Origin of the sequence: Flavivirga algicola (assembly GCF_012910715.1) — a bacterium.
GTDB classification, from domain to species: domain Bacteria; phylum Bacteroidota; class Bacteroidia; order Flavobacteriales; family Flavobacteriaceae; genus Flavivirga; species Flavivirga algicola.
Map to the genome: position 1 here is coordinate 49,864 of NZ_JABBHF010000012.1, position 26,489 is coordinate 76,352.

The 26,489-nt window shown below is 32.9% G+C and carries 26 protein-coding genes; 17 read left to right on the forward strand and 9 right to left on the reverse strand.

Annotated features, from left to right (window positions below; all coding sequences use genetic code 11):
- Positions 1-93: 93 nt before the first annotated feature.
- Positions 94-1,188: a redox-regulated ATPase YchF gene (ychF, locus tag HHX25_RS17975; RefSeq protein WP_169676367.1), complete on the reverse strand. Its 1,095-nt coding sequence runs from the start codon at positions 1,186-1,188 to the stop codon at positions 94-96.
- Positions 1,189-1,428: 240 nt separating this feature from the next.
- Between ychF and HHX25_RS17980 the strand changes: the two genes are divergently transcribed.
- A complete protein-coding gene (locus tag HHX25_RS17980) occupies positions 1,429-2,901 on the forward strand; it encodes a carboxypeptidase-like regulatory domain-containing protein (protein ID WP_169676368.1) in 1,473 nt (490 codons plus the stop codon).
- Between the two features lie 2 nt (positions 2,902-2,903).
- Here HHX25_RS17980 and HHX25_RS17985 read toward each other — a convergent pair whose 3' ends face one another.
- The 4 genes from HHX25_RS17985 to HHX25_RS18000 all read right to left on the reverse strand — a co-directional run bounded on the left by HHX25_RS17985 (position 2,904) and on the right by HHX25_RS18000 (position 6,466).
- Positions 2,904-4,295: a sulfatase gene (locus tag HHX25_RS17985; RefSeq protein WP_169676370.1), complete on the reverse strand. Its 1,392-nt coding sequence runs from the start codon at positions 4,293-4,295 to the stop codon at positions 2,904-2,906.
- Positions 4,296-4,506: 211 nt separating this feature from the next.
- Positions 4,507-5,136, reverse strand: a complete 630-nt coding sequence (locus HHX25_RS17990; RefSeq protein WP_169676372.1) for an NAD(P)-dependent oxidoreductase — start codon at positions 5,134-5,136, stop codon at positions 4,507-4,509.
- 74 nt (positions 5,137-5,210) lie between these two features.
- The gene (locus HHX25_RS17995; RefSeq protein ID WP_169676374.1) at positions 5,211-5,999 is read right to left on the reverse strand and encodes a helix-turn-helix domain-containing protein; all 789 of its coding nucleotides are present in this window, start codon (positions 5,997-5,999) and stop codon (positions 5,211-5,213) included.
- Between the two features lie 113 nt (positions 6,000-6,112).
- Positions 6,113-6,466 carry a 4Fe-4S dicluster domain-containing protein gene (locus HHX25_RS18000; protein ID WP_169676376.1) on the reverse strand — a complete coding sequence of 118 codons (354 nt, stop codon included), beginning with the start codon at positions 6,464-6,466 and terminating at the stop codon, positions 6,113-6,115.
- A gap of 76 nt (positions 6,467-6,542) precedes the next feature.
- On the opposite strand from HHX25_RS18000, the gene HHX25_RS18005 reads away from it, so the two are divergent.
- The 10 genes from HHX25_RS18005 (at position 6,543) to HHX25_RS18050 (ending at position 16,258) form a co-directional block, all read left to right on the forward strand.
- On the forward strand, positions 6,543-7,601 hold the full coding sequence (locus HHX25_RS18005; RefSeq protein WP_169676378.1) for an acyl-CoA reductase: 1,059 nt from the start codon (positions 6,543-6,545) through the stop codon (positions 7,599-7,601).
- Between the two features lie 76 nt (positions 7,602-7,677).
- Entirely contained in the window at positions 7,678-8,742 is a 1,065-nt protein-coding gene (gene serC, locus HHX25_RS18010; protein ID WP_169676380.1) for a 3-phosphoserine/phosphohydroxythreonine transaminase, read from the forward strand.
- A gap of 136 nt (positions 8,743-8,878) precedes the next feature.
- Entirely contained in the window at positions 8,879-9,829 is a 951-nt protein-coding gene (locus HHX25_RS18015) for a D-2-hydroxyacid dehydrogenase (RefSeq protein ID WP_169676382.1), read from the forward strand.
- A gap of 124 nt (positions 9,830-9,953) precedes the next feature.
- Complete coding sequence (locus HHX25_RS18020) at positions 9,954-10,595, forward strand: DUF937 domain-containing protein (RefSeq protein WP_169676384.1); 642 nt, start codon at positions 9,954-9,956, stop codon at positions 10,593-10,595.
- Between the two features lie 232 nt (positions 10,596-10,827).
- On the forward strand, positions 10,828-11,271 hold the full coding sequence (locus tag HHX25_RS18025; RefSeq protein ID WP_169676386.1) for a DUF6146 family protein: 444 nt from the start codon (positions 10,828-10,830) through the stop codon (positions 11,269-11,271).
- A 37-nt stretch (positions 11,272-11,308) separates the two neighbouring features.
- Complete coding sequence (locus HHX25_RS18030; RefSeq protein ID WP_169676388.1) at positions 11,309-11,611, forward strand: DUF6787 family protein; 303 nt, start codon at positions 11,309-11,311, stop codon at positions 11,609-11,611.
- Positions 11,611-11,949, forward strand: coding sequence for a hypothetical protein (locus HHX25_RS18035; protein ID WP_169676390.1), 339 nt, complete (start codon positions 11,611-11,613; stop codon positions 11,947-11,949). The genes HHX25_RS18030 and HHX25_RS18035 overlap by 1 nt, the downstream gene beginning before the upstream one ends.
- Before the next feature lie 43 nt (positions 11,950-11,992).
- Complete coding sequence (locus tag HHX25_RS18040) at positions 11,993-14,392, forward strand: TonB-dependent receptor (protein WP_169676392.1); 2,400 nt, start codon at positions 11,993-11,995, stop codon at positions 14,390-14,392.
- 17 nt (positions 14,393-14,409) lie between these two features.
- On the forward strand, positions 14,410-14,979 hold the full coding sequence (locus tag HHX25_RS18045) for a type 1 periplasmic binding fold superfamily protein (RefSeq protein ID WP_169676394.1): 570 nt from the start codon (positions 14,410-14,412) through the stop codon (positions 14,977-14,979).
- Positions 14,980-15,301: 322 nt separating this feature from the next.
- Positions 15,302-16,258 (forward strand): sensor histidine kinase, encoded by a 957-nt coding sequence (locus HHX25_RS18050; RefSeq protein WP_169676395.1) that lies wholly within the window; start codon positions 15,302-15,304, stop codon positions 16,256-16,258.
- Here HHX25_RS18050 and HHX25_RS18055 read toward each other — a convergent pair.
- Positions 16,245-16,523 carry a hypothetical protein gene (locus HHX25_RS18055; RefSeq protein WP_169676397.1) on the reverse strand — a complete coding sequence of 93 codons (279 nt, stop codon included), beginning with the start codon at positions 16,521-16,523 and terminating at the stop codon, positions 16,245-16,247. The two genes, HHX25_RS18050 and HHX25_RS18055, sit on opposite strands and share 14 nt — an antisense overlap.
- A 44-nt stretch (positions 16,524-16,567) precedes the next feature.
- Positions 16,568-17,155 carry a GTP cyclohydrolase I FolE gene (gene folE, locus HHX25_RS18060; protein WP_169676399.1) on the reverse strand — a complete coding sequence of 196 codons (588 nt, stop codon included), beginning with the start codon at positions 17,153-17,155 and terminating at the stop codon, positions 16,568-16,570.
- Positions 17,156-17,438: 283 nt separating this feature from the next.
- Here folE and HHX25_RS18065 point away from each other — a divergent pair, with 283 nt between their 5' ends.
- Positions 17,439-18,101, forward strand: coding sequence for an ABC transporter ATP-binding protein (locus HHX25_RS18065; protein ID WP_169676401.1), 663 nt, complete (start codon positions 17,439-17,441; stop codon positions 18,099-18,101).
- Between the two features lie 30 nt (positions 18,102-18,131).
- Here HHX25_RS18065 and HHX25_RS18070 read toward each other — a convergent pair whose 3' ends face one another.
- Positions 18,132-18,539, reverse strand: coding sequence for a hypothetical protein (locus HHX25_RS18070; protein WP_169676403.1), 408 nt, complete (start codon positions 18,537-18,539; stop codon positions 18,132-18,134).
- Between the two features lie 125 nt (positions 18,540-18,664).
- Here HHX25_RS18070 and HHX25_RS18075 point away from each other — a divergent pair, with 125 nt between their 5' ends.
- Positions 18,665-19,429 (forward strand): TIGR02757 family protein, encoded by a 765-nt coding sequence (locus tag HHX25_RS18075; protein ID WP_169676405.1) that lies wholly within the window; start codon positions 18,665-18,667, stop codon positions 19,427-19,429.
- A gap of 129 nt (positions 19,430-19,558) precedes the next feature.
- Here HHX25_RS18075 and HHX25_RS18080 read toward each other — a convergent pair whose 3' ends face one another.
- Positions 19,559-21,451: a M61 family metallopeptidase gene (locus HHX25_RS18080; protein WP_169676407.1), complete on the reverse strand. Its 1,893-nt coding sequence runs from the start codon at positions 21,449-21,451 to the stop codon at positions 19,559-19,561.
- Positions 21,452-21,548: 97 nt separating this feature from the next.
- Here HHX25_RS18080 and HHX25_RS18085 point away from each other — a divergent pair, with 97 nt between their 5' ends.
- The 4 genes from HHX25_RS18085 (at position 21,549) to HHX25_RS18100 (ending at position 26,489) form a co-directional block, all read left to right on the forward strand.
- Entirely contained in the window at positions 21,549-22,556 is a 1,008-nt protein-coding gene (locus HHX25_RS18085; protein WP_169676408.1) for a glycosyltransferase family 2 protein, read from the forward strand.
- Between the two features lie 111 nt (positions 22,557-22,667).
- Positions 22,668-23,246: a helix-turn-helix domain-containing protein gene (locus HHX25_RS18090; protein ID WP_169676410.1), complete on the forward strand. Its 579-nt coding sequence runs from the start codon at positions 22,668-22,670 to the stop codon at positions 23,244-23,246.
- A 67-nt stretch (positions 23,247-23,313) separates the two neighbouring features.
- Positions 23,314-25,236 (forward strand): BatA domain-containing protein, encoded by a 1,923-nt coding sequence (locus HHX25_RS18095; protein WP_169676412.1) that lies wholly within the window; start codon positions 23,314-23,316, stop codon positions 25,234-25,236.
- Positions 25,233-26,489, forward strand: a complete 1,257-nt coding sequence (locus HHX25_RS18100) for a dihydroorotase (protein ID WP_169676414.1) — start codon at positions 25,233-25,235, stop codon at positions 26,487-26,489. The genes HHX25_RS18095 and HHX25_RS18100 overlap by 4 nt, the downstream gene beginning before the upstream one ends.

Consider the following 26,489-nt stretch of genomic DNA (forward strand, 5'->3'; position numbering starts at 1 on the left):
TATAAACAAATACTCCAACGAGCAGTGTCCACCAAGCAGTAAACCAGTCTACAATCTATAGTCCATGACCAAAAATAGCTTCTAGCCCCAAAACTACACGTTAAACAAGAAATGCATCACATCCCCATCTTTAACAACATAGTTTTTACCTTCCACACGCATTTTACCTGCTTCTTTTACTTTAGGTTCACTACCGTATGTTACATAATCATCGTATCCTATAACCTCTGCTCGAATAAAGCCTTTCTCAAAATCGGTGTGTATCACACCTGCTGCCTGTGGTGCACTAGCCCCTATGTCAATGGTCCACGCTCGGACTTCTTTAACACCTGCCGTAAAATAAGTTTGTTGATTTAATAATTTGTAAGCAGCACGAATTAATTTAGCTGAACCTGGTTCTTCTAATCCAATATCTTGTAAAAACATTTGACGCTCTTCATAATCGTCCAATTCGTTAATATCCGCTTCTGTCCCAACAGCTAGTACCAAAACCTCTGCTTTTTCATCTTTAACAGCATCTCTTACTTTCTCAACATAGGCATTCCCTGAAACAGCCGCACCTTCATCTACATTACAGACATACATAACTGGTTTATCGGTGATAAACTGAGACGGTTTTACAAAATCGGCATAATCTTCATCACCAAACTCTAAAGCACGAACTGACTTTCCTGCTTCTAAGCCTGCTTTTATAGCCAACATGACTGCCTCTTCTTTTTGAGCATCTTTGTTTCCTGTTTTTGCTGCACGCTTTACTTTATCCAGTTTTTTATCGACAGTCTCTAAATCTTTGAGTTGCAATTCCATATCGATGGTTTCCTTATCCCTAATGGGGTCTACGCTACCATCTACATGAACAATATTATCATTATCGAAACAACGCAATACGTGCAAGATCGCATCGGTTTCTCTAATGTTTGCTAAAAACTGATTTCCCAAACCTTCTCCTTTGCTAGCTCCCTTAACCAAGCCAGCAATATCTACAATCTCAACAGTTGCAGGCTGCACGCGTTCTGGACTAACCAATTCCTCTAATTTTTCCAATCTTGGATCTGGCACATTAACCACGCCAATATTAGGTTCTATTGTACAAAACGGAAAGTTGGCACTTTGTGCTTTGGCATTAGATAAACAATTAAATAACGTTGACTTTCCTACATTAGGCAATCCTACAATTCCTGCTTTCATTGAAAATTTATTTTTTATGCCCGTAAACGGGAATCTATTTTTAGCGAGTGCAAAGATATATTATATTACTAGTATTTTATAATTTTTATGGAATTCAATATTTATAAGGTTTAAAGGCAGCAAAAACTTATTTTTATAAACTAATAAATAGATGTGCTCATATCATTTTGTACATTTTTATGTAACAATATTTTAATTAATTCGTCAAGCTTATAAATCATCAATTATAAAAAAATAGTCTTGAAAAAATCAATCCTACTTACAGTATTCTTATATATTGGCATGTCTCTTAATTCGCAAAATATTACAGCCAAACTCATCGATAAAAATAATGGAACCCCAATACCTTATGCTACCATTAAAACCGGTAAATTTAGTGGCGTTATTTCTAACGAAGAAGGTTATTTTAGTTTAAACCTGGAAGATATCGAGGCTAAAATCGTTACTATTTCTTGTATGGGATATCAAAGCAAAACACTTCAAATAGAAGCTATTAAAGCTTTAGATTTTTTAATCCCCCTAGAAACTGCGATTAACCAACTTAATGAGGTTTATATTAGCAACAAAAGGCCAAACGTAGATTCTATCATAACCAGAGCGAGAGCCAAACTTAGTGAGAACTACGACATTAATCTAAATAAATACAATATATTTTATAGAGGCACCGAATATGCCGATTTTAAAAATTTAGATTTTGAAATTGAAAAAGCTTCACATGTTAAATCAAAAAATTTAAAAAAGGCTAACAAGAGTCTTGACTCTCTTTCAAAATTTGTTGTATCCAGCAACATTATCCATTTTTTAGATTTTAAGGGAGAATTGTTAAGCCTGGATGAGGATAGTAGCAAACTAGTTGTTAATAAAGCCACCAAACTGATTGACCACAAGAACGATTTCTCTATTGATGCTGTTCAGGAAAAAGCACAAACATTGCTTTTAAAATATCTGGACACAACCAAAACCTATAAATTAAAAACTGGGCTGTTTAAAATTGAAGATTCGTTGTCTTTAAAAAGCGAAGGCTTCAATGACGATGAAAAAAACGGCAATGAAATGGATCATTTAAAAGGCACAACAAGTTCTCTATTACGTAAATCCATGTTTGTAGATAACACCTTATTAAAAAATATATTAAATCCTAAGCTATATGATTATACACTTGAAAACATAGGCTATAACAATGATGACCTCATTTATACTGTAAGTTATAAACCAAGAAAAGGGAAAGCTAAATATTCTGGCAAATTATTTATATCAGACGAAAATTATGCTATTCTCAAAGTAGATTATAAATATTACAGATCACGTCATGGAGAAAAAGTCAACCTAAAATTCATTTTAGGTATCAAGTTTGTAGAAAATGTTAGTGAAGGTACATATATGTATGAAAAAGACAGTGCAAACAAGTACCACCCAAAATATATTAAAAAAGTAGAAGGTTCCTATTTTTATATCAATAGAGATTTAAAGCTTATTGAGAATAGTCAAGAAAAAAACAAAATTGGTTTTAGCTTTAAAATTGAAGGTGACAACCGCAATAAAGAAGAACTCCTTTTCACAGCTATTAACGATATTAATTTAGAAGATTTTGCCTCTACTAAACAAGAAAAAGAGGTGTCATTTACCATGCTAAACTCTTTTGAAAAAACCATTTGGCAAAATGAAGAAACTATAGAGCCCCTGGAAGAAATGAAACAATTTGGTAGTGAATGATTTTATTCCCTGTAAGCATCCATTCTTTCCATGGCCTTACCTTCATATTTCCTTAGTAATTGCCACTTGGGACGATCTAGAGTCAATTCCCATTCAAATAGTTTTTTATACATCATCTTTACTTTATCTGGGTATTTAGTAGCCAAATTATTGGCCTCCGAAATGTCTTCTGCAATGTTATAAAGTTCTGCAGGTCGATCTGGAAAACGGAGTAATTTCCAATCATTCTTACGAATGGCACCTCGGTTTTCCTTTTTCCAATATAAAGTCTCATGCGGCCTGTTTTTATTTTCTCCCAAAACGTATGGTATCAGATTAACACCATCGATATCAGACATCTTATCCATAGTTCCTCCTGCTGCTTTAAAAAATGTAGGTAATAAATCGAGCATGCTAATGGGAAAATCGTATTCTGTATTTTCAGGAATGACACCCGTCCACCTCATTAAAAACGGTACACGAATACCTCCCTCCAAATGATTCGCTTTAGTTCCGCTCAAAGGGCTATTTATAGAGGCATTAGTATCTGAAGGCCCTCCATTATCGTTTGTAAAAATCACTAGGGTATTTTTATCCAAACCTAAATCCTTTAGTTTTTGCAAAACACGCCCACAGGCACGATCCATAGACAACGTCATAGCTGCCAGTTTTTGGCGTTTTCCCGTAAGATTAGAAAACTCGGCTAAATCTTTATCATCAGGCTGCATGGGTGTATGCACAGCATTGAAAGATAAAAAGACGAAAAATGGTCGGTCTTTGTTTTTTTCAATAAAGGCTATGGTCTGGTCTGCAAATGCATCGGTTAAATATTTTTCAGTCTCATAATAGTTACCAAATCCGTGCTCTAGCCAATCTTCTTGTTTTGTATTTGGATTTCCCTCTTTAAATTCATAATAACTCCTGGCACCGCCTCTAAATCCATAAAACTCATCAAATCCCCTCTTTAAAGGATGAAACCTATCGGCGTTACCCTGATGCCATTTACCAATAATGGCTGTTTTGTATCCTAATGGTTTTAAATAATCCCCAATGGTTTTCTGGTCTAAAGGCAAGCCCATATCATCTCCCAATGTCCCCGACTCACTCATATAACCTGGCACATTATTTTCCTCAAAGCCAAAACGCTGTTGATATTTACCCGTTAAAATGCCTGCTCTCGACGGACCACAAACAGCCGCAGATACATAAGCTTGCTTAAACTTCACACCTTGAGATGCTAATTTATCTAAATGAGGTGTTTTCATCACATTGCTTCCATGAAATCCAAAATCGGCATAACCCGCATCATCTGAAAGAATTAATACTATATTGGGCTTTTGTTGCGCAAATACTGAAGACTGTACAAAAAATACAAGAACAAAAAAATGTGTAGTTGAAATTAAATAATTTTTCATCTAGCTTATAAACTTAGTTGGCACGTAAATTTAGCAGATATATTTAAAAAGAAAAATAAAAAATCCCAAGTAACAAACTCAGGATTCTATTTTAAGACCGATTATATAGCACTCTTTTCGATATGGTAAAAAATATAACAAGCTCTATAAATACTGCATGATGAAGATATGGTTCGAATTAAGTTGAAACAGTTCCAATTTTCATAATACTTTAGTATGATAGCCCTGGTGTTTTATGAAGATAATAGGTGTCTGTAACTTGTTTTAAAATGAAATCGGCCACATCTGCTCTTGAAATCTTAAGTTTTAATGATTTTGTTTTAGAGCTAAATCCATGCTTATACCTTTCTGTTTTTTCTCCATTAGTAAAAGCCCCTGGTCTTACAATAGTCCAATCTAAATGACTGTTCTTTACATAATGTTCTTGCAATTCGTGATCTATAAAAACTTGTTTTAAAAACCATCCGAACATAATATATTTCCAAAAGAAATTAAGGTTCTCTTCACTTTCATAAGTACCTAAAGTACTTTGACAAATTAATCGGTTCACGCCATTATTATTCATGGCAGTAATGATGTTTTTTGTGCCTTGAGACCTCACAATACTTTTTTTGCTTCCCGACCCTAGAGTAATAATAACAACTTCTTGCCCCTTTATCGCCGAGGAAACATCATCAAGATTAAATACATCCCCCTCCTTTATTTTTAAATTTGGATTTGAAAATGCATTAAGTTTCTCCGCATTTCTGCAAAAAGCCAATACCTGATGCCCTTTTTCTAAAGATTGCTCAATAAGATGCTTGCCTATAGTTCCTGTAGAACCAAATATGACTACTTTCATAATTTTTAAATTTTAAGATTATGAAGCAAAAGTATTCAGTAGGCTCTTCTAAAAATTGAATAAAACCGACAAAATCACCTATTGGATAAATGATTAAGATAATAAGATGGTGTTTGTCCTGTGTAGCTTTTAAAAGTTCTTATAAAATGAGATTGATCAGAAAAACCACTGTCATATCCAATATCCAACAAAGAGTTATAAGTAGATTGTGTTAATTTGTTTATTGAACTTTGAAACTGAATTATTTTAGAAAACTGTTTAGGTGTTAAGCCTATATATGCCATAAAATTCCGTTCTAACGTACGTTCTGTCATATATATTTTATCCAATAATTCCTTTATTTTTATTTGTCCATTATTCTGAATTATTATCGAAATTGCCTTTTCTATTTTATCGTTTTCAGAAATTTTATGAGTCCTTATTAACGCTCTCATTAAATCTGAAATAATTTTTACTTGTGTGTCTAGGTTATTCGTTTGTATTAATGACTGTCTGTATTTTTCAACATTTATATAGTTTATTTCTAATAAATCATAACAATCGTCATTTAAAACTTTAGGATCTATACCCAATAAATATTTAGAAGCAAAAGGGTACAACTGAATAACGACAAATTTATACGCGCCTTTTATGTCCAAGGAAACTGGTTCCAACGTTTGACCAAAAAGAAAGAGTTGTGATAGTTTTTTATTTTTAGGAAGAAGAAAGAAACCATTTTCTGTTTGCTGAAACATAATTCCAGGATATCCATCAGCATACAAAGGAATATTAGTATGCCCGTTAACATCGAAATTCTCGTCCGTATATATACAATTAACATAAGGGGCTAAATCTCGATCTATTATAAATGCCGTTTCTTTCAAGATAATATTACATTTCTAATTTTTAAAGTTAAAATAACTTTTTATTATTTCAATAAAAAAATCCCAAGCAAAAGCTCAGGATTCATTATTATTTTTTAATTATAACTTCTTAATTATCCTTCTGGATGCATAAAGCGTTGTTTAGCTAACAACTCTTCTTCTGTTTCTACAACATCTTCATCAGGCACACAACAGTCAACAGGACAAACAGCAGCACATTGAGGCTCATCATGAAACCCTTTACACTCTGTACATTTATCTGGAACAATGTAGTAGATCTCATCACTTACGGGCTCTTGAGCTTCGTCAGCATCCACTTCGTTTCCATTAGTTAAAACAACAGTACCTTCTAAACTTGTACCGTCTTTATAACGCCAATCATCAGCGCCTTCGTATATTGCTGTATTTGGACACTCTGGTTCGCAAGCCCCACAATTTATACATTCATCTGTTATTATAATAGCCATACCTTTTTTTCTCTTGAGTTTGCTTAAATTTGCAGATGCAAAAATAACGCCAAAACCATTCATAACCAAATACAGAATGAATTTACAACAAAGAATTAACGCTTTTGTAAAATTAGGAGATTTTTTAAGTCAATTTTCCAATGAAGTTATTGTAAAAAAAGATAATGTTGAACATAACGATTTATTCTTTGATGGTTTTAAACACCAGATAAGGTTAGCTGAAGAAAACAATGGCTGGTTTACACAAGAAAACATTCGATTTTCACTCGAGGGTTGGGTAGCATCCTTAACAGCAACCAATTTGAATAAATGGGTAGCCCCTTATCCAATTAATAATGTCACTTCAAAGCAAGTTGCCATTATTATGGCAGGAAATATACCTCTTGTAGGTTTTCACGATTTTTTATCGGTACTCATATCTGGACACCATGTTTTGGTAAAACAATCATCAAACGATAAACACCTACTCCCCTATTTGTCTAAATATTTAGAATTTGTAGAACCAGAATTTAAAGACATTATAACATTTACTGAAGACAAAATTGAAGGTTTTGATGCCGTTATAGCTACTGGTAGCGATAATACAGCACGCTATTTTGAGTACTATTTTAAAGACAAACCTTCAATTATAAGAAACAATAGGAATTCCGTAGCAATTTTAGATGGTAAAGAATCCAAAGAAGAACTGAAAGCACTTTCTGAAGATATTTTTAGATATTATGGTTTGGGTTGCAGGAATGTCTCTAAATTGTTTGTTCCAAAAAATTACAATTTTGATGCCTTTTTTGAATCTATATACCATTGGCATCCTATTATTGATAAAGCTAAATATGCCAATAATTACGATTATAACAAGGCCGTATATTTAATGAGTGAATTTGATATGTTAGAAAATGGTTTTTTAATGATAAAGGAAGATAAAAGTTACGCATCTCCTATTGCCACCGTTTTTTATGAATATTATGATTCTACCGAACAATTGAAAGAAAAATTAGATATTGAAAGGCAACAAATTCAATGTATTGTCTCTAATGGATTTACAAAAAATGAAATCGCTTTTGGAGCCACTCAAAAACCTCAACTTTGGGATTATGCGGATAGTGTTGATTCTATTGAATTTTTGTTAGCAATTTAATTAAAAAATTATTGAATTTTTAACGTTAAATACCCAATTAATTAGCAACTTTGCATCTTAAATTTTACTACAAAAAATGAAGAAACATAACTTTAGTGCAGGCCCGTGTATTTTACCCCCAGAAGTGTTGATTAAAGCTTCGGAGGCAGTCGTTGATTTAGATAACAGTGGTTTATCCTTAATTGAAATCTCACACAGAAGCAAAGCTTTTGTTGATATCATGGAAAAAGCCAGAGCTTTAGCTTTAGAATTACTTGGTTTAGAGGGTAAAGGCTACAAAGCTTTGTTTTTACAAGGCGGTGCGAGTACACAGTTTTTAATGGTTGCCCTAAATCTTTTAGAAAAAAGAGCTGGGTATTTAAATGCTGGTACTTGGGCGGCTAAAGCTATCAAAGAAGCAAAAATTTACGATGATATTTATGAAGTAGGCTCTTCAAAAGACGCCAACTATAATTATATTCCAAAAGGCTACGAAATCCCTTCAGAATATGATTATTTTCACTGTACATCAAATAATACGATTTTCGGAACACAAATGAAAGCATTTCCAAAATGTGACATTCCGTTAGTTTGTGATATGAGTAGCGATATTTTTTCTCGTTCACTGGATTTTACTCAATTCGATTTGATTTATGCGGGTGCTCAAAAAAATATGGGACCAGCAGGAACAACCCTGGTAGTTATCAAAGAGGATATCCTTGGAAAAGTATCTCGTAAAATTCCATCGATGATGGATTATAAAGTGCATATAAGCAAAGGCAGTATGTTTAATACACCTCCTGTTTTTGCAGTATATACTTCTATGTTGACCTTAGAGTGGTTAAAAGATCTTGGTGGTATTGCAGCCATTGAAAAAGAGAATGAGAAGAAAGCACGGTTAATGTATTCTGAGATTGATTTAAATCCATTATTTAAAGGGTTTGCAGTTAAAGAAGACCGTTCCGATATGAACGCTACGTTTACTCTGGAAAACGAAAACTTAAAAGAAACTTTTGAAACCATGCTTAAAGAAGCAGGAATTAATGGTTTAAATGGCCATAGAAGTGTTGGTGGGTATAGAGCATCTATGTACAACGCATTGCCTTTAGACAGTGTAAAAGCATTGGTTGAGGTTATGAGTGAATTAGAAAGTAAAGCTTAAAATATAGTTTGCAGTAATTAGTTGCAGTTTGCAGTTGCTTACTCGAACACATAAAAATAAATTTAATAAAAAAGTATAAAGTCTAAATTGTTAACTCTACTTTAAACTTTAAACTTTTCAACTTTAAACTTAAAGAATGAAAGTATTAGCAAACGATGGTATTTCTCAAAGCGGAATTGATGCCTTAGAAAAAGGTGGTTTTGAAGTTATCACTACAACAGTCGCACAAGAACAATTAATCAATTATATAAACGAAAAAGACATCACTGTTTTATTAGTACGTAGTGCTACTACGGTACGCAAAGACTTAATTGATGCTTGTCCAAACTTAAAAATCATTGGTCGTGGCGGTGTTGGTATGGATAATATCGATGTTGAATACGCCAGAGAACAAGGCCGTAGTGTTATCAACACACCTGCCGCATCTTCACACTCGGTTGCCGAGTTAGTATTTGGTCACTTATTTGGCTTAGCTCGTTTTTTACATAACTCAAATAGAGAGATGCCATTAGAAGGTGATTCTAACTTTAAAGGATTAAAGAAAGCTTATGCTAAGGGTACCGAGTTAAAAGGGAAAACTTTAGGTGTTTTAGGCTTTGGTCGTATTGGTCAAGCTACCGCAAAGGTTGCTATTGGAGCAGGTATGAAAGTGGTTGCTTTTGACCCTTTTATAGATGAAGCAAATTTGCAACTAGACTTTTTTGATGGTCAAAAATTGAATTTTAACATTAAAACTATTTCTAAAGAAGATGTTTTAAAGCAAGTGGATTTCTTAACACTTCATGTGCCTGCTCAAGACAAATACGTTATAGGTAAACCTGAATTGGATATCATGAAAGACGGTGCTATTCTTGTTAATGCTGCTCGTGGTGGTGTGGTTGATGAAGTGGCCCTTGTTGAAGCTATTTCTAGTGGAAAAATTGCTAGAGCAGCTTTAGATGTTTTTGAAAAAGAACCAAAACCAGAAATGCAATTGTTAATGAATCCTGCCTTATCATTAACGCCACATACTGGTGCGGCAACAAATGAAGCACAAGATAGAATTGGTACAGAATTAGCTGAACAAATTATCAGTATATTAAAATAATAATTTTAGGTTACACATGTGACCTAAACATAATAATGGAGTCCTAACTATATGTTAGGACTTTTTTTGTACATTGAACAATCAATTTCACTAACTAATTTTTTCAATTAAATAATAAAATAATATGGCAGGAATTTTAGACTTATTAAACAGCGACCTTGGCAAAACAATTATTAGTGGTGTAGCAGGTCAAACGGGGCAAGACGAGAATAAAACAGGAAGTGTACTTACTATGGCGCTGCCTGTATTAATGCAAGCTATGAAACGTAACTCAGCAACGCCTCAAGGAGCAGAGGGTTTACTTAGTGCATTAAACAACAATAAACACGATGGCAGCATTTTAGACAACTTAGGCGGTTTATTTGGAGGTGGCGTAGATTCTAATGTATTAGATGATGGTCAAAAAATATTAGGGCATGTTTTAGGTGGCAAGCAACAAAACGTTGAAAATGCTTTAAGTCAGAAATCTGGCATGGATGCTGGATCTGTGGCTCAAATATTAAAAGTTGCCGCCCCAATACTAATGGGTGTTTTGGGTAAACAAAGCAGACAACAAAATGTAAATAACTCAACTGGACTTGACGGACTATTAGGTGGGTTACTTGGAGGGAATTCTCAACAACAAGAACAAAGTTTTTTAGAATCTATTCTTGACGCAGATGGTGACGGAAGTGTTATTGATGACGTAGCAGGTATGGTACTAGGCGGTAACAAAAAGAAAAGTGGCTTAGGCGGGTTACTTGGTGGTCTTTTTGGAGGAAAATAAGTCTATAAAAAATATAAGTTACTAAGCGTCAAACAGTCATGTTTGGCGCTTTTTTGTTAAATTCATTAAAAAACACCTATTTTAAAGGATGATTTTTGTAAATTTAGTAGAACCAAAGCACTATTTAAAAAGCATACGTTGCTCAATGGGAACACGAGTTGACTCATTCTTGTTTTTATAACATGATGATGCCTCCTATTTTCGAAGAACAATTAAAAAATCCATCAACACTATGAAAAAAGTTATTTGTATATTATTATTCTCTGTATTTGTTTTCAATTGCAACACCTCAAAACCTATTGCGTCTGGTATCAACACATCCGAAAAGGAACTTGCACAAATAGACAATGATACGGTTATTATTGCTAATGAAGATTTGGAATACGAAATTATCATTATAGAACCTCGTTTTAATACCTGGCTACTGAGCATTGCTAAACCCGAAGGTTTCTATTCACAGAAATATCTTGAAAACAGAAACCTTATTTATGTAACAGAATGGAACCAGAGAGTGCTTCAACCGCAACGTTTCGACCCGAATTTATACGAATTGCAAATTGATTATCAGCCTGGCATAGATTATGGTTATGATGTTAATTATAAGCTCTTTAATTACTTTATCTTCTTTCAATTAACATATAACCAACGATTAGGCGGGTTTGTTCCTAGAATTTAAAGTCTTTTTATTTACTTTTGCACTTTAAATCGTATTTGTGGAAAAATTAAAAGCACGTTGGGGCATAGAACATAATTGGCAAATCATTATTATTTTGTGTGTATTTGCCATTACTGGGTCTACGGCTTCCTATATTGGCAAACCCATTTTAAACTATTTAAATATTACTACTGAAGTATTTGGGAGTTTTGGATACTGGACCATCCGAATTCTTTTATTATTTGTCATGTACCAATTTATGTTGGTTTTCTTTGGATGGCTTTTTGGACAGTACAAGTTTTTTTGGAATTTTGAAAAGAAAATGCTTCGTAGAATAGGATTAAAACGCTTTGTTGATTAGTGGAACAGATTAAACAGCATATCACATTTAAGATAACAACCCTATTACTGGTTGCTGTTTTACTTGTACCTACTGCTGTCAAATTTGCTCATATTTTATCGCATCATGAACACGAGCATGAAGTTTGTTTAGGAGAACAAACAACCCATCTGCATGAAATAGATTTAGATTGTGAATTTTATAAGTTCCAACTAAATAACCATTTTCTACTAGTTACAGATTATGATTCTTGCTTATATACGCTTCCTAATCATAAAGTATTACCTTTAACATACAAATTCCTTAATAATTATCGGCAATTATCTTTCTCTTTAAGGGGGCCACCTGTTTTAATTTAAAATTAAGTTACTCTCTTTTTATTAAAACTAAATTCAGAAATGAATGAAAGATTATCTGTTGCTATTATGCTATTGTGCAATAAATATCTCATTTGCACAAGAATGCGACCATAAATTTTTTGGTGAAGTTCATGATTTTCATGATGGATCACCTATTGTAAATGCTACTATTTATATAAAAAACATTAATAAATATGCCACTACAGATCTAAACGGTAAGTTTATTATGGAAAATATATGCCCTGGCGAAATTAACATTGTGGTTTCTCATGTAGGATGCAAAGACAAGGTTTTTAATGTTAAAATTAAGGGAGATACTTTCAAAATAATAAATTTAGAGCATCATTTTGAAGAACTGCATGTTGTTGAAGTAAAAGGCAATAACCCGAACAAGGTTACCCAAACCGCCCAAGAAACCATTTTAAAAACCAAAACGATTGAGCGTTACAATTCACTTAGCCTTGGAGATGCCTTAAAACAAGTAAGTGGAGTATCATCCATTAATACGGGTAATACCATAGTTAAGCCCATGATAAATGGTTTACACAGTAGCCGAATAGCTATTATAACAAATGGTGTCCGATTACAGGATCAAGAATGGGGAATTGAACATGCTCCAAACGTTGATTTGAGTTCGGTTGGAGACATTAGCGTGATAAAAGGTTCCAACGCTTTGGCACATGGAGGAGGCGCTATTGGAGGGGTTGTTGTTTTAAATCCATCAAGGGTTATCTTAAAGGATTCTCTTTATGGAAAATCTATAATAAGTGGACAAAGCAACGGTAGGGGTTTTAGTTTCAGCTCTACCTTAACAAAAACCTATACAAAAGGGTGGTATGTAAATGCAACAGCCTCTCTAAAAAACTTAGGAGATTTTGAGACACCCGATTATAATTTAACCAATACTGGATTGAACAGTAAGGGCTTCTCTGCAAGTACTGGATATAGAACTCTGGAAAAAGGATTTAATATTTTCTATAACTACCTGAATAATGAAATAGGTATTTTAAGAGCTTCTCATATAGGTAATATTGAAGATTTGGTAAACTCAATAAACGGATCTCAACCAGCTGTGATTGAACCGTTTGGCCGAAGCATCAATGCTCCCAAGCAAGAGATTACACATCAAGTGTTTATGGTTGATTTTTATAAGCGATTTAAAAAGCTGGGACGCTGGGAACTTCAATACGATTTTCAAAACAACCAGCGCTTTGAGTTTGACATACGCCTTGGAGATGATCGAGATAAGCCAGCTCTGGATTTAAACTTAAAGACGCATAATATCTCATCGAGCATTAAAGTTGATGCTTTTGAAAATGTTAAATATAACTTTGGTTTAAGCGGAACTTATCAAAATAATTTTGCGAATCCAGATACAGGTATTAGGCGATTAATACCTGATTACGACAAGTACGATTTTGGTATTTTTGCTATCTCTAATGTTAAGCTTGGAAGTAGTACAAATTTCGATCTGGGATTACGATATGATTTCACTCGTATTGATGCTCAGAAGTTTTATTTGAAAAGCAGATGGGAAGAACGAAATTATGACGTTATTTTTCCTAGTCTGGTTATTGAAGATTTTGGCACACAATTACTAACAAATCCCGTTTTCGATTATCATAATATCTCAGTTTCTGCTGGCGTATCTCATGATTTTAATGAAAAACATGCTGTTATATTTAATTACGGTTTGTCTCAAAGGCCTCCTAACCCTTCCGAACTGTTTAGCGATGGCTTACATCATTCTGCCGCAAGGATAGAATTAGGTGACTTACGGATTGGTAAAGAAACGTCAAATAGGGTTTCTGCGACTTATAAATATAAAGTAAATGATGTTTCATTAAACCTGGAAGGTTTTTATAATCACATTAATAATTTCATATATATAAGCCCTACAGGAACAGAACAAACCATAAGGGGAGCCTTTCCTGTTTGGAATTTTCAGCAAACCAATGCCAGGTTATTTGGATTGGATCTTTCTGCAAATTATTATTATAATGAACAATGGTCATTAATCAACAAATCTTCAATAATAAAGGCTAGAGATATAAGTGCCAAGCAAGCATTGATTGAAATACCTTCATTTAAAAGTGTTAACTCACTAAAATTTTCGAATAAGAAATGGTTGGATCTTAATACTGAATTACAAAGTGAATTGGTATTAAGACAAAACGAGTATCCAAATAACAATTTTGAAGCTTTTATTCCCACAACGGGAGACAATGTTTTAGTAGATATAAGTACCCCACCACCTGCTTATCATTTACTACACTTTCAAAGTGATATTACACTAGAAGTATTTAATAAAACCAAATTAAACATTAGTTTAAACATAAAAAATGTTTTTAACACCTCTTATAGAGAAAACCTTAACAGACTAAGATATTTTGCCGATGACTTAGGGAGGAATTTTATGTTACAATTAAAGTTGAATTATTAATCATTAAAAAATTTAAAATGAAAAATTTAAAAAGCATCTATGTTTTCCCATTATTAGCTCTATTATTTGTGGCTTGTTCTAACGACGACAATGCTCCAGTACCTGTTATTGAAGAAGAAGTAATCACAACTCTTACGGCTACTTTGGTACCGAATGGAAGTGGAACGACTATTACACTCCAATCTCGCGATTTAGATGGTAAGGATGGTCCAAATGCGCCCGTTATTGATGTTTCGGGTAATTTAGCAGCCAATACAACCTATACTGGTAGCTTTGAGATATTAAATGAAACGGAGTCTCCAGCAGAGGATATTACAGAAGAAATTAAGGAAAAAGATGAAGAACACCAGTTCTTTTTTCAAGCTACAAACACTATAGCTAGCTTTACATATTCTGATGCAGACGGCAATGGCAACCCAATAGGGTTAAGTTTTACACTTACAACAGGAAGTGCTGGTTCGGGTACAATTACCATTACCCTTAGGCATGAGCCAAACAAAACGGCTAATGGTGTAAAAGATGGAGATATCACCAATGCAGGAGGAGAAACCGATATCCAAGCGTCCTTCTCTGTAACAGTACAATAATTATATTTATACCATGTTAAAAAATCCCTTTCTCTCCAAAGGGATTTTTTATTAAAATCAAATTATATATTTAGCATAAAAAAACTATTAGTTTACGGATAATTTACTTTATATTGTAAAAAAAATCCTATATTTAGTCGCTATTTAATACACACATATTTTGAATAAATATTGTTTTTTTATAGCATGTCTTTTTATTTCCCTTGACTTAGGTGCACAAAACGATAGTTTTGATGTGATGTTGGATAGCATCCAAAAATTAAGAAAGCTGTCTAATAATAAAAACCTAGAGACTAGTAAGCATTTATCGTATGCTAAACAGATGAGTGAATTATCCTCTAAAGCAGAAGATAATAGCATTGCTGTCAAGTATTATATAAAACTCAAAGACAGCATTCAAAAAAATGAAAGAGCCTTACGAAACAAATATGCCAGAATACAATATGAAACAGATACTTATATTCAAGAAACCAAACGCCTAACAACCCAAAATGTATTGATTATTATCATTGGAGCCATCATGCTTTTAATTTTTGCGCTCATCCTTGTCATTAGAATCCAAATTACCAAAAACAAAATATTGCGTTTTGAAAGTGAACAACAAAAGGCTAATGAAGAAATTTATACGCTTATGCTTAGACAGCAAGCCAAAGTTGAAGAGGGGCGGCTTTTAGAGCGTCATCGCATTTCGGAAGAATTACATGATGGTATTTTAAACAGGCTTTTAGGTTCCCGATTGGGATTGGAGTTTTTATCTATGGATGAAAAAGAAGATCAAAGTAAAGACAATTACGGTTTCTATATTAATGAAATTAAATCTATTGAAAGAGAAATAAGAGACCTTTCCCATGAGTTAAAAAACACGCAATTAGATCCAGATAAGGACTTTATTACTATTCTGAAGGATTATGTTAATAAGCAAAGTAACCTTCATACATTTCAATATAGCATTAACCAAAAATGTAAAATATTCTGGGAAGATATCAATGATTATGTAAAGGTTAATCTATACAGAATTATTCAAGAAGCTATTCAAAACATCATTAAACATGCTAGAGCGAACAGCATTGCTATTAATTTCTCCTTAAATTCCAATACCTTGCATATAGACATTATAGATGATGGTATAGGCTTCAATTCAAACCAAAAAAATCATGGAATTGGTTTATCAAATATAGAATCCAGAGTATCCAAGCTTGAAGGTGAATTTAAAATTGCATCTAAAATTAAAAATGGGACGACTTTAGCTTTAAAAATACCCCTTTTTAAATCTCTATAACATCATCTTCTTTTTTAAACACGTAGGTATATAACCACATGAGTGTAAAGGTTGGAATCACATCTAAACCTGGTAAAGCCTCTTCTACAAAAGTTATTATCCCTGCAATTTTACCTGGTTTTCCTTTATATAGTCTAGTCATTAAATATCCTGCTAAAGGTGCCCAAATAACATCAGCAAACTCTCCGATGCCTGGAATTATAAAAGACACATAGCCAAGAGCATCAAATATAATGCTCAAAATTAGTTTTTTGTATTTATTCATTCAGTAATTTTATTACTATAAAATAAGCAAGAAACATACCAAAACTATTTCCCTATAAGCTTTAAAAACTCATTACGTGTTTCAATTTTCTCAAACTGTCCTCTAAACCCCGAAGTTGTGGTTATAGAATTTTGCTTTTGCACCCCACGCATCATCATACACATATGGGATGCCTCTATAACGACTGCCACGCCCTGCGGTTTTAAAGTGTCATTTATACAATCTAAAATTTGTTCTGTTAAGCGCTCCTGTACTTGTAAGCGTCTTGCAAAAACATCCACTATTCTTGGCAATTTGCTTAATCCGACAATATGCCCGTCAGGTATATAAGCAATATGTGCCTTTCCAAAAAAAGGTAAAATATGGTGTTCACAGAGCGAATACAACTCTATATCTTTTACAATAACCATTTCGTTGTAAGATTCCTTAAACATGGCTCCTTTAAGAATATCAACAGGGTCTTGGTGGTATCCCTGTGTTAAAAACTGCATAGCTTTAGCAGCACGTTCAGGAGTCTTTAACAAGCCGTCACGTCTTGTGTCCTCCCCTAAATCTTTAATAATATTTTCATATCTGTTTTTAACATCATCTGTTACTTGTATGTTATACTCTTCGAACTTCTTATATGGCATATCAGTTTTGTATATTTCTTATTTCAGCGAATATCTTTTTACTTAATTTCTAAAGTTAAGCAAATTTTAGCTTTTGTTTTTAATTAATAAAAATGCAAATAAATTTAAAGATATAATGGAATAACATCAGTGGAATTCATCATGAAAAACTTACATTTTCTCCTTATTTTGTTCATTTTATAGACTTCAATGACCTTAAAATACTCTAAAAGATAAAAAGTAATTACTAAATCGTTGCTAATAAATCTATAAAGTAGTATTTTCAGCGTTCCAATTATTCAAAATGATTCAAGCAAAAAATATTCATAAATATTACAATGATCTGCACGTATTAAAAGGTGTAGACATTAACATTAAAAAAAATGAAGTTGTTTCTATCGTTGGAGCTTCTGGAGCTGGCAAAACAACTTTATTACAAATTTTAGGTACTTTAGATTCCGCTTCTCCTAAAGACAAGTTTGAGCTAAGTATCAATAATACCAGTATCCACGCTCTTAATGATAAAAAACTAGCCAAGTTTAGAAATGAGCATATAGGTTTTATTTTTCAGTTTCATCAATTATTGCCAGAATTTACAGCTATAGAAAATGTATGCTTGCCCGCATTTATAAAAGGCACTAAAAAAGCAGATGCAGAAAAACGAGCCAAGGAACTTTTAGATTTTTTAGGTTTATCGCATCGCTATGACCATAAGCCAAATGAATTGTCTGGTGGCGAACAGCAACGCGTAGCCGTTGCCAGGGCTTTAATAAATAATCCTGATTTAATTTTTGCAGACGAACCCTCTGGTAATTTAGATAGTGAATCTGCAGAGATGTTACACAGCCTCTTTTTTAAATTACGTGATGAATACGGACAAACCTTTGTTATTGTTACACATAACAAAGAATTAGCCGATCTGGCTGATAGAAAATTAACGATGGTAGATGGAAGGATTGTTAGCTAGTCCTCTTACCTACTATTTAATGATTAGCTGCTATATTTTTTTGAATATATACCGACAGCCTTCAGTACATATTATAGTTTTGGGAACTAAAATCAATAAACCTGATTCAAAACTAGCACTATAGGAGATAACACCACCATAGTCTTGAACTTTATCACAATCATACATTAAATTTAATGTATTTGATTCAAATCTGAACTCGCCTTGTTTACAACCCAAAAAGTCGTTAGAAACAAAAGTTCCTTTATTGGAGAAAATGTATTCAGATCCATTCTCAACATCAACTTTATATTGAGGACCTCCAGAACTTATGTATTGTTCAACTAATTTCCATTTACCAAAAATAGAGTTATCCTCATATTGTTTTTGCTCATTATCGCTACATCCAAACAAGGAAATTAAAAGAATGAGCATCGCACCAAATTTAAAATAATTCATTTTTATAAGTTTTCTATTTAGATGATTATATGCGTGCATGGTTGCGTATAATATTTGATGAAATTTTAAATGCTAAACAAATCGGTACTTTAACAAGAATACTTATTTTTGAAAAAACTTATTTTTTGAACAAAAAAGACCTCAAAGATTTTCTAGATACTAAAGTCGTTCAATATAACAACCCCAAATTTATTGAAAGCGACCCTATTCAAGTGCCACATCAATTTAGCAAAAAGGAAGATATTGAAATTTCTGGTTTTTTAACGGCTACTATTGCCTGGGGAAACAGGAAAAGCATTATTAACAATGCAAAACGATTAATGGACCTACTCGACAACGCTCCTTTCGATTTTGTGTTAAACCACTCTGAAATTGATTTAGAAAAACTACTTCCGTTTGTTCATAGGACTTTTAATGGTAATGACAGCATCCAATTTATACGATCACTTAAACATATTTACAAAAATCATGATGGTTTAGAAGCTATTTTTTCAAAGTATCAAAATACTGAATCTCTACAAGTAGCTATCTCAAAATTTAAATCGGTATTCTTTGAAATCCAACATTTGCAAAGAACACAAAAACATATAAGTGATCCATTAAAAAACTCTGCAGCAAAACGTATCAATATGTTTTTACGTTGGATGGTTCGAAATGATCGTACTGGAGTTGATTTTGGTATATGGCAAAGCCTCTCTTCCAACCAATTATCTTGTCCTTTAGATGTACATTCTGGTAATGTGGCTAGAAAACTGGGACTACTACAACGCAAACAAAATGATGCCAAAGCATTGTTGGAATTGGATACTGCTTTAAGGGAACTAGATGTAAATGATCCCGTTAAATACGACTTTGCTTTATTTGGCTTGGGTGTTTTTGAGGGGTTTTAATATTTCCAAATTATTGGCTTCTCACATAAAGGTAAAAACCATAAAAAGTGCAATCATTAGGATTTCGGCATAAAAAAACGATTGATAAACTACTGTTTATCAATCGTTAGTATCATTTTAATAAATAGATTATCCTTTTAACCAAGCTTCACGCAATGCTTTCTGATCATCGGTAGCATTGGCTTTTTCTATAATAGCCTTACCTGTTGTATACGCTTGTGTTGTTGTCGTTTTTATCACAACCTCCTCACCGTTTCTATCTAATTTTACTTCAACATCTTTGCCTGGTTTCCACATAAAGACGTTTTGTAAAACCTGATTCGCGTTTTGCAATGTTAAAAGCTCGCCATCAACAGACTTAATGACATCATTTGCCTGAACGCCCTGTTCTACCCAAAAACTATTTTTTAATACCATATCCGTGAAAAATATGGTGCCTTTTTGTGGGTCACCGCTAACAATTGGTACACCATTCATTAATATATAATTAGCCTCTATTTTAGCCTCACCTATTTCTAAGCCAACCTTTTCGAAAAAGTCTCCATAATTTATAGGAATATCACCAATAACATGCGCATCGAAAAACGCACGTAGCGATGGGTAGGTCATAGCCACAATTTCATCAATTAGCTTGTCATCTTCAAATGGTTTGTTTTTTCCATATTTATTGGACAACTCTTTCATTAAAGATAAAATCCCTCTATGTCCCTTACTTTCTTCACGCATTAAAATGTCAATACACATGCCAATTAATGCGCCTTTTTGATACACGTTTAAGTATTGATCTTTATAAGGCGCCTTTAAAACATTTTCGCTCATTATAGTAAAACTCATGGCATCATTCATTTGCTTAGAGCGTTGAATTTTACTCATAACTTTATTATAAAACTCCGCTTCGTCAACAAGCCCCTGATCTACCTGAAACAATGTTGCAAAATATTCGGTTACCCCTTCATACATCCATAGGTGTTTAGAAAATGTAGGATTGTTATAATCAAAATAATGTACATCTTCAGAATGCACGCTTAAAGGTGTCACAATATGAAAAAACTCATGAGACACCACATCTATCATACTTTCAGCCAAGGCTTCCTTTTCCATCGATTCAGGTAACACAACTATGGTCGATGTATGGTGTTCTAGCGCTCCAAAACCTTTTGGTGATTCGTCCTTACCTTCAGACAGGTACAAATAAATATCATAGCGTGGGGTCGCATTGATGTCTCCTAAATACGTTTTTTGAGCCTGCATCATCTTAAATACGGTCTCTTTTAAAGATTTAGCAGAATGTACTTTATTAGGAGAATATACGCTTAATACAATTTTAATATCTCCAACCTCAAATTCTTCAACATCCAGATTGCCATACATCATTGGGTTATCGGTAATATCGAAATATCTGGCAGCAAAATAACTTGTCGTGATGTTTTTTCCATCTTCACTAGTCTTAGACCCTACATTTTGTAATGCTGAAGTGCGTACAAAATCTGCCGAAGCTGTAACATCTAGTTTATATTGATTGTTTTTTAAAGAGTCAAAGTACCCTATAAAACCATGTAAATTCAGCACATAATTATTCGCTTCAATATTGGTTCCAGAAGGTGAAAAAGGAGTATCTTTTCCTATCCCTCCATTAACTTCTATATCGTAAGTATCGTTAACCAAATAAGTAATTTTATCCAATTGCTTAGCATTGCTAATAGACCACGTGTTGGTATCTACCTTATTAACCTGCATTTCGTTACCTTGATAATCAATCGCTTTAAAATCATCGACATACTTTCCAAAGTCACTTACCGAATAAGTTCCTTGGATCACTTTAGGTAAGCGATATGTAACAGTTTCCACGGTAAAACGCCCAGGGTCAATGGTTACTGGAGCTTTATCATTATCAATATCTGTTAAGTTTATTGATGTTGCTATTGGTAAATTTGTTGCTAAATCATTTTTTGTATTCTTTGTAGAATTACAACCTGCCAGTAGAATGCCCGCAAATAATGCAGCCAATGTTTTAGTATTCATCTAATTGAGTTTAGTTTCTTAATTGACGTGCAAAATACCAATATGTTACGGGCTGTTTTCTTAAGGTTATGTTAAAAAGATAAATTATATTCGCTCAATGCAAACTCCCTTAGTAAGTATACTCATTCCTTTTAAAAATACTGAAGCTTATATAGAAGCTTGTCTGACTTCTGTATTACATCAAACATATATCCATTGGGAATTGATTATAATTGATGATTCCTCTACAGATTCCAGCTTTAGCATCGTTGAAGCATTTGCAAAAAATGATAGTAGAATAGTGCTTCTAAAAAATCAAGGAGCTGGTATTATTGATGCACTACGGTTAGCTTTTAAGCATAGTAAAGGTACCTATATCACTAGAATGGATAGTGATGATATCATGCATCCAACTAAATTAGGAGTACTCGTAAATAATTTATTGAAACATGGTAAACAGCATGTCGCTTTGGGATTAGTGAATTATTTTTCTGAAACGGGCATTAAAGAAGGTTATAAAAACTATGAAATTTGGTTGAATAACTTAACCAAAACGGGAAATAATTATTCCGAAATATATAAGGAATGTGTGATCCCTTCCCCTTGTTGGATGATTCATAGAGACGATTTAATAGCTTGCAATGCTTTTAACTCTGATAGATATCCTGAAGATTACGATTTAGCATTTCGATTTTATATGCACCATTATAAATGCATTCCTTGTAGTCATGTTATTCATGACTGGAGGGATTATAATTCACGAACATCCAGAACCCACGAGCATTATGCCGAAAATCATTTTATAGATATAAAACTGCACTATTTTTTAGAATTAGATTATAATCCTAAAAAGACACTTGTTGTCTGGGGAGCAGGAAACAAAGGGAAAACAGTTGCAAAAACTCTCATTAAAAAAGAAGTTCCTTTTGAATGGATTTGTGACAATCCCAACAAAATTGGAAGAGATATTTATGGTAACATTTTAAAACCTTTTAGTGCCTTAGAAACCATTAAGAATCCTCAAAGTATTATTACTGTCGCTAATAAAGAAGCGCAAATAGAGATTAAAAATTATATGAATAGTCTGGACATGAAGAATATTTATGATTACGTTTTCTTTTGTTAAGCCAAGTAAAACAAGGCGTCAGACAAAAAGTCGTTAAAATGTCGTAAATAAGCCGTTATAAAAACAAGGTTTCACAAGTAACTTTGGCAACAAATAAAACTGAATTAATGTATGAACGAATTAGGAGAAAAAATTAAAGCTTTAAGAAAAAGGAAAGGGTTATCTCAAGAAGAATTAGCAGATACTGCAAAAGTAAATTTAAGGACCATTCAACGTATTGAAAATAATCAAAACGAACCAAGAGGAAAAACACTTCACTTAATTTGTGAAGCTTTGAACTTGAATGCTGAGGATATCTTAGATTATGATAAACAAACAGACAAAAACTATTTAATTTATTTACACTTATCTGTTATATCATTTCTGGTTATTCCATTAGGCAACATCATTCTTCCTTTGATATTGTGGTTAACTAAAAAGAATAAAGTAATCGGTTTAAAGGAAGCTGGAATAAATCTTCTAAATTTTCAAATCTTTTGGACATTTATAACTTATGGACTCATAATTATTTTTGTCATTTTAAAATTTATGTATTTTAATTTAGGGGGACTGGGCTCTTTTAAGATACTCATTTTATTTTTATTAGCCTTTAATGCTGTAAATATTATTCTACCAATCCTTTTTTCTATAAAAATAAGTAGAGGCAAAACAAAAGGGTTTTATCCTAACATCATTAAACCAATCAAATAAGTAAATCTTTAGTATTTCATTTTAATCTTTTATCAAAAATATGTAGCTTTGACAAATCTAAAAATGAATGCAGTTTAAACACCCAGATCTTCTTTACGCTTTATTTTTACTACTTATCCCTATAATTGTTCACTTATTTCAATTACGAAAATTTCAAAAAGTTGCTTTTACTAATGTGGCATTCTTAAAAGAGGCGACATTACAAACCCGTAAAAGTTCACAAATAAAAAAGTGGTTAATTCTTTGTACAAGATTATTGCTTCTTGCTGCCATCGTTTTTGCATTTGCACAACCATTCACCTCTAAATCCCATCTGTTTAAAACTAAAAAGGAAACGGTTATTTATTTAGATAATTCGTTTAGCCTACAAGCAAAAGGAAATCAGGGAGCACTTTTAAAACGTGCCGTTCAGGATATTATTAGTAATGTACCCGAAAGTGAGAACATATCATTAATGACCAATGATAATATTTACAAGAATACAACCATAAAAGCCATTAAAAATGATTTATTGCAATTAGGTTATTCATCGAATAAACTAACTGCAGAAGCTGCTCTATTAAAAAGTAGCGCGGTATTTAATAAGCAAAAAAACACTTTAAGAAACTTAGTGTTCATTTCTGATTTTCAACAAGATGCATCTAGTTTCAATCCAAAAACAGATTCACTTACCAAGCTTCACTTAGTAAAGTTACAACCTATAAACACCAGCAACATAACTATTGACAGTGCATATATTTTTAAAAGAACGGCCTCAGCCATAGCGTTGAAAGTACTTATAAAAAATAGTGGAAGCCCTGTTGAAAACCTACCAGTTTCGTTACTAAGCGATAATAATTTAATTGCAAAAACATCTGTAGCTATTGAAGATTATGCCGAAACCACATTTTCGCTTCCCGTAAATGAAGTTATTAATGGCAAAATTTCTATTAACGATGTGAATTTGCACTTTGACAACAGTTTGTATTTCAATATCAATAACGGATCTAAGGCTCATGTGCTTTCCATAAATGCGACAAACGATTCTTTTTTAAAGCGTATTTATACCGATGACGAATTCAATTACACAGCTACTTCAGAAAATCAATTAGACTATAATATCATAGATCAACAACATCTTATCATTTTAAATGAGTTAGATGCCATTTCTGGCGCCCTGGCTGCATCATTAAAACAATTCACCAGACAAGGCGGAAAATTGATTGTAATCCCTTCAAAAAGTATAAACAGGCAATCTTATAATCAATTGCTAGCCAATCACGGTTCTAATTTTAACGGTTTATTTTCAACAGAAAAACGTATTACATCCATCAATTATGCACACCCATTGTATAACAATGGGGTATTTGAAAAACAAGTGAATAACTTTCAATACCCAAAAGTGAAAAGTTTTTATGGTGTTTCTTCAAACAGTGCTGCCATCTTGCAATTTGAAGATACCAAACCATTCTTATACGAAAACAAAAATGTATTCATATTTACAGCAGCTTTAAATAGTGAAAACTCAAATTTTATAAACTCTCCTTTAATCGTTCCAACACTTTATAACATAGGAAAACAAAGTCTTAAGGTACCTAGTCTGTACTATACGATTGGAGAAGAAAATACTTTTGATGTCGATGTGCAATTGCAGCAGGATGATATTTTATCATTAGTTAATAATGATGTCAACATCATTCCTAGGCAACAATACTTTAATAATAAGGTTGTAATAAACACCTCTAAAAATCCATCGGTAGCTAATACCTACACCATAAAGAATAAAAACAAAAGCGTTAAAAATGTAAGCTATAATTATAATAGAAATGAAAGTAATTTAATTTACAGAGACCTTTCTCCTTCAGAAAACATCACTGTTAGCAATTCTATTATCGAAATTTTTGACACTTTAAAAAGTGATACAAAAGTTAATGCCTTATGGAAATGGTTTGTTATTTTTGCACTAGCGCTATTGATTATTGAAATGGGCATCTTAAAATACTTTGAATGAACATACTTATAAAATCTGCCACTATAATAGATCCAAAAAGCGAGTTTCATAACACAACGCAAGATGTATTAATTGAAAATGGTACGATTTCAAAGATTGCTAACAGAATTAAAAATGAGAGCAATTATCGGGAAATCAGGTTAGAAAATCTACACGTTTCTCAAGGTTGGTTTGATAGCAGTGTTAGTTTTGGAGAACCTGGGTTTGAGGAGCGAGAAACTATAAAAAATGGACTTAAAACTGCTGCTTCTGCTGGTTTTACAGCTGTAGCCCTAAATGCCAATACGAATCCTATTATAGATTCTAATTCCGATATCACTTTTATTAACACAAAATCATATAATAATGCTGTTTCGCTAATACCAATTGGAGCCCTTACCATTGGTAGTAAAGGTTTAGATTTAGCAGAGCTTTACGATATGAATTCTGCGGGAGCAGTAGCATTCTACGATTATAAGAAACCCATTTCCAATCCTAATCTCATGAAAATAGCCTTGCAATATGCGAGTAGTTTCGACGGATTAGTCTGTTCATTTCCTCAGGAAAATAAAATCTCTGGACACGGTGTTATGAATGAAAACATAACAAGCACTACACTTGGTTTAAAAGGGAATCCATCTTTAGCCGAAGAACTGCAAGTAGCACGTGATTTATTCTTATTGGAGTATACAGGTGGAAAATTGCACATTCCAACGATCTCTACCGCGACTTCAGTAGCGCTCATAAGGGAAGCAAAAAAGAAAAAACTAGACGTTACTTGTAGTGTAACTATTCATAATTTATATTATACAGACGCTGCAATAACAGATTTTAATACAAACTTTAAAGTGTTACCACCGTTACGAACTCAAGAAGATGTTGATGCATTAATTCAAGGTGTAAAAGATGGCACTATAGATATGGTAACAAGCGACCATAACCCTATCGATATTGAACAAAAAAGGATAGAATTCGATCATGCTGCATATGGCTCTATAGGGTTAGAAACTGCCTTTGGAGCATTACAAACACTCTTTACAACCAAGAAAACTATAGATATTTTAACCAAAGGGAAAAACCGATTTAATTTGGTACAAACACCTATTAATATTGGTAACAAAGCAAATATCACTCTTTTTAATCCTGACACTAAATATATCGTTTCTAAAAATGATATTGTTTCAAAGTCAAAAAACACCATTTTTGAAGGTGAAGCTTTAAAAGGAAAAGTTTATGGAATTATCTCAAATAATAAAACTTTATTAAATCAATAA

Excerpts from the sequence above, each read along its gene's own strand:
- ychF (WP_169676367.1), bottom strand. The coding sequence starts at position 1,188 with ATGAAAGCAGGAATTGTAGGATTGCCTAATGTAGGAAAGTCAACGTTA.
- HHX25_RS17985 (WP_169676370.1), bottom strand. The coding sequence starts at position 4,295 with ATGAAAAATTATTTAATTTCAACTACACATTTTTTTGTTCTTGTATTT.
- HHX25_RS17990 (WP_169676372.1), bottom strand. The coding sequence starts at position 5,136 with ATGAAAGTAGTCATATTTGGTTCTACAGGAACTATAGGCAAGCATCTT.
- HHX25_RS18000 (WP_169676376.1), bottom strand. The coding sequence starts at position 6,466 with ATGGCTATTATAATAACAGATGAATGTATAAATTGTGGGGCTTGCGAA.
- HHX25_RS18005 (WP_169676378.1), top strand. The coding sequence starts at position 6,543 with ATGAATTTACAACAAAGAATTAACGCTTTTGTAAAATTAGGAGATTTT.
- serC (WP_169676380.1), top strand. The coding sequence starts at position 7,678 with ATGAAGAAACATAACTTTAGTGCAGGCCCGTGTATTTTACCCCCAGAA.
- HHX25_RS18015 (WP_169676382.1), top strand. The coding sequence starts at position 8,879 with ATGAAAGTATTAGCAAACGATGGTATTTCTCAAAGCGGAATTGATGCC.
- HHX25_RS18020 (WP_169676384.1), top strand. The coding sequence starts at position 9,954 with ATGGCAGGAATTTTAGACTTATTAAACAGCGACCTTGGCAAAACAATT.
- HHX25_RS18025 (WP_169676386.1), top strand. The coding sequence starts at position 10,828 with ATGAAAAAAGTTATTTGTATATTATTATTCTCTGTATTTGTTTTCAAT.
- HHX25_RS18040 (WP_169676392.1), top strand. The coding sequence starts at position 11,993 with ATGAAAGATTATCTGTTGCTATTATGCTATTGTGCAATAAATATCTCA.
- HHX25_RS18045 (WP_169676394.1), top strand. The coding sequence starts at position 14,410 with ATGAAAAATTTAAAAAGCATCTATGTTTTCCCATTATTAGCTCTATTA.
- HHX25_RS18050 (WP_169676395.1), top strand. The coding sequence starts at position 15,302 with ATGAGTGAATTATCCTCTAAAGCAGAAGATAATAGCATTGCTGTCAAG.
- HHX25_RS18055 (WP_169676397.1), bottom strand. The coding sequence starts at position 16,523 with ATGAATAAATACAAAAAACTAATTTTGAGCATTATATTTGATGCTCTT.
- folE (WP_169676399.1), bottom strand. The coding sequence starts at position 17,155 with ATGCCATATAAGAAGTTCGAAGAGTATAACATACAAGTAACAGATGAT.
- HHX25_RS18065 (WP_169676401.1), top strand. The coding sequence starts at position 17,439 with ATGATTCAAGCAAAAAATATTCATAAATATTACAATGATCTGCACGTA.
- HHX25_RS18070 (WP_169676403.1), bottom strand. The coding sequence starts at position 18,539 with ATGAATTATTTTAAATTTGGTGCGATGCTCATTCTTTTAATTTCCTTG.
- HHX25_RS18080 (WP_169676407.1), bottom strand. The coding sequence starts at position 21,451 with ATGAATACTAAAACATTGGCTGCATTATTTGCGGGCATTCTACTGGCA.
- HHX25_RS18085 (WP_169676408.1), top strand. The coding sequence starts at position 21,549 with ATGCAAACTCCCTTAGTAAGTATACTCATTCCTTTTAAAAATACTGAA.
- HHX25_RS18090 (WP_169676410.1), top strand. The coding sequence starts at position 22,668 with ATGAACGAATTAGGAGAAAAAATTAAAGCTTTAAGAAAAAGGAAAGGG.
- HHX25_RS18095 (WP_169676412.1), top strand. The coding sequence starts at position 23,314 with ATGCAGTTTAAACACCCAGATCTTCTTTACGCTTTATTTTTACTACTT.
- HHX25_RS18100 (WP_169676414.1), top strand. The coding sequence starts at position 25,233 with ATGAACATACTTATAAAATCTGCCACTATAATAGATCCAAAAAGCGAG.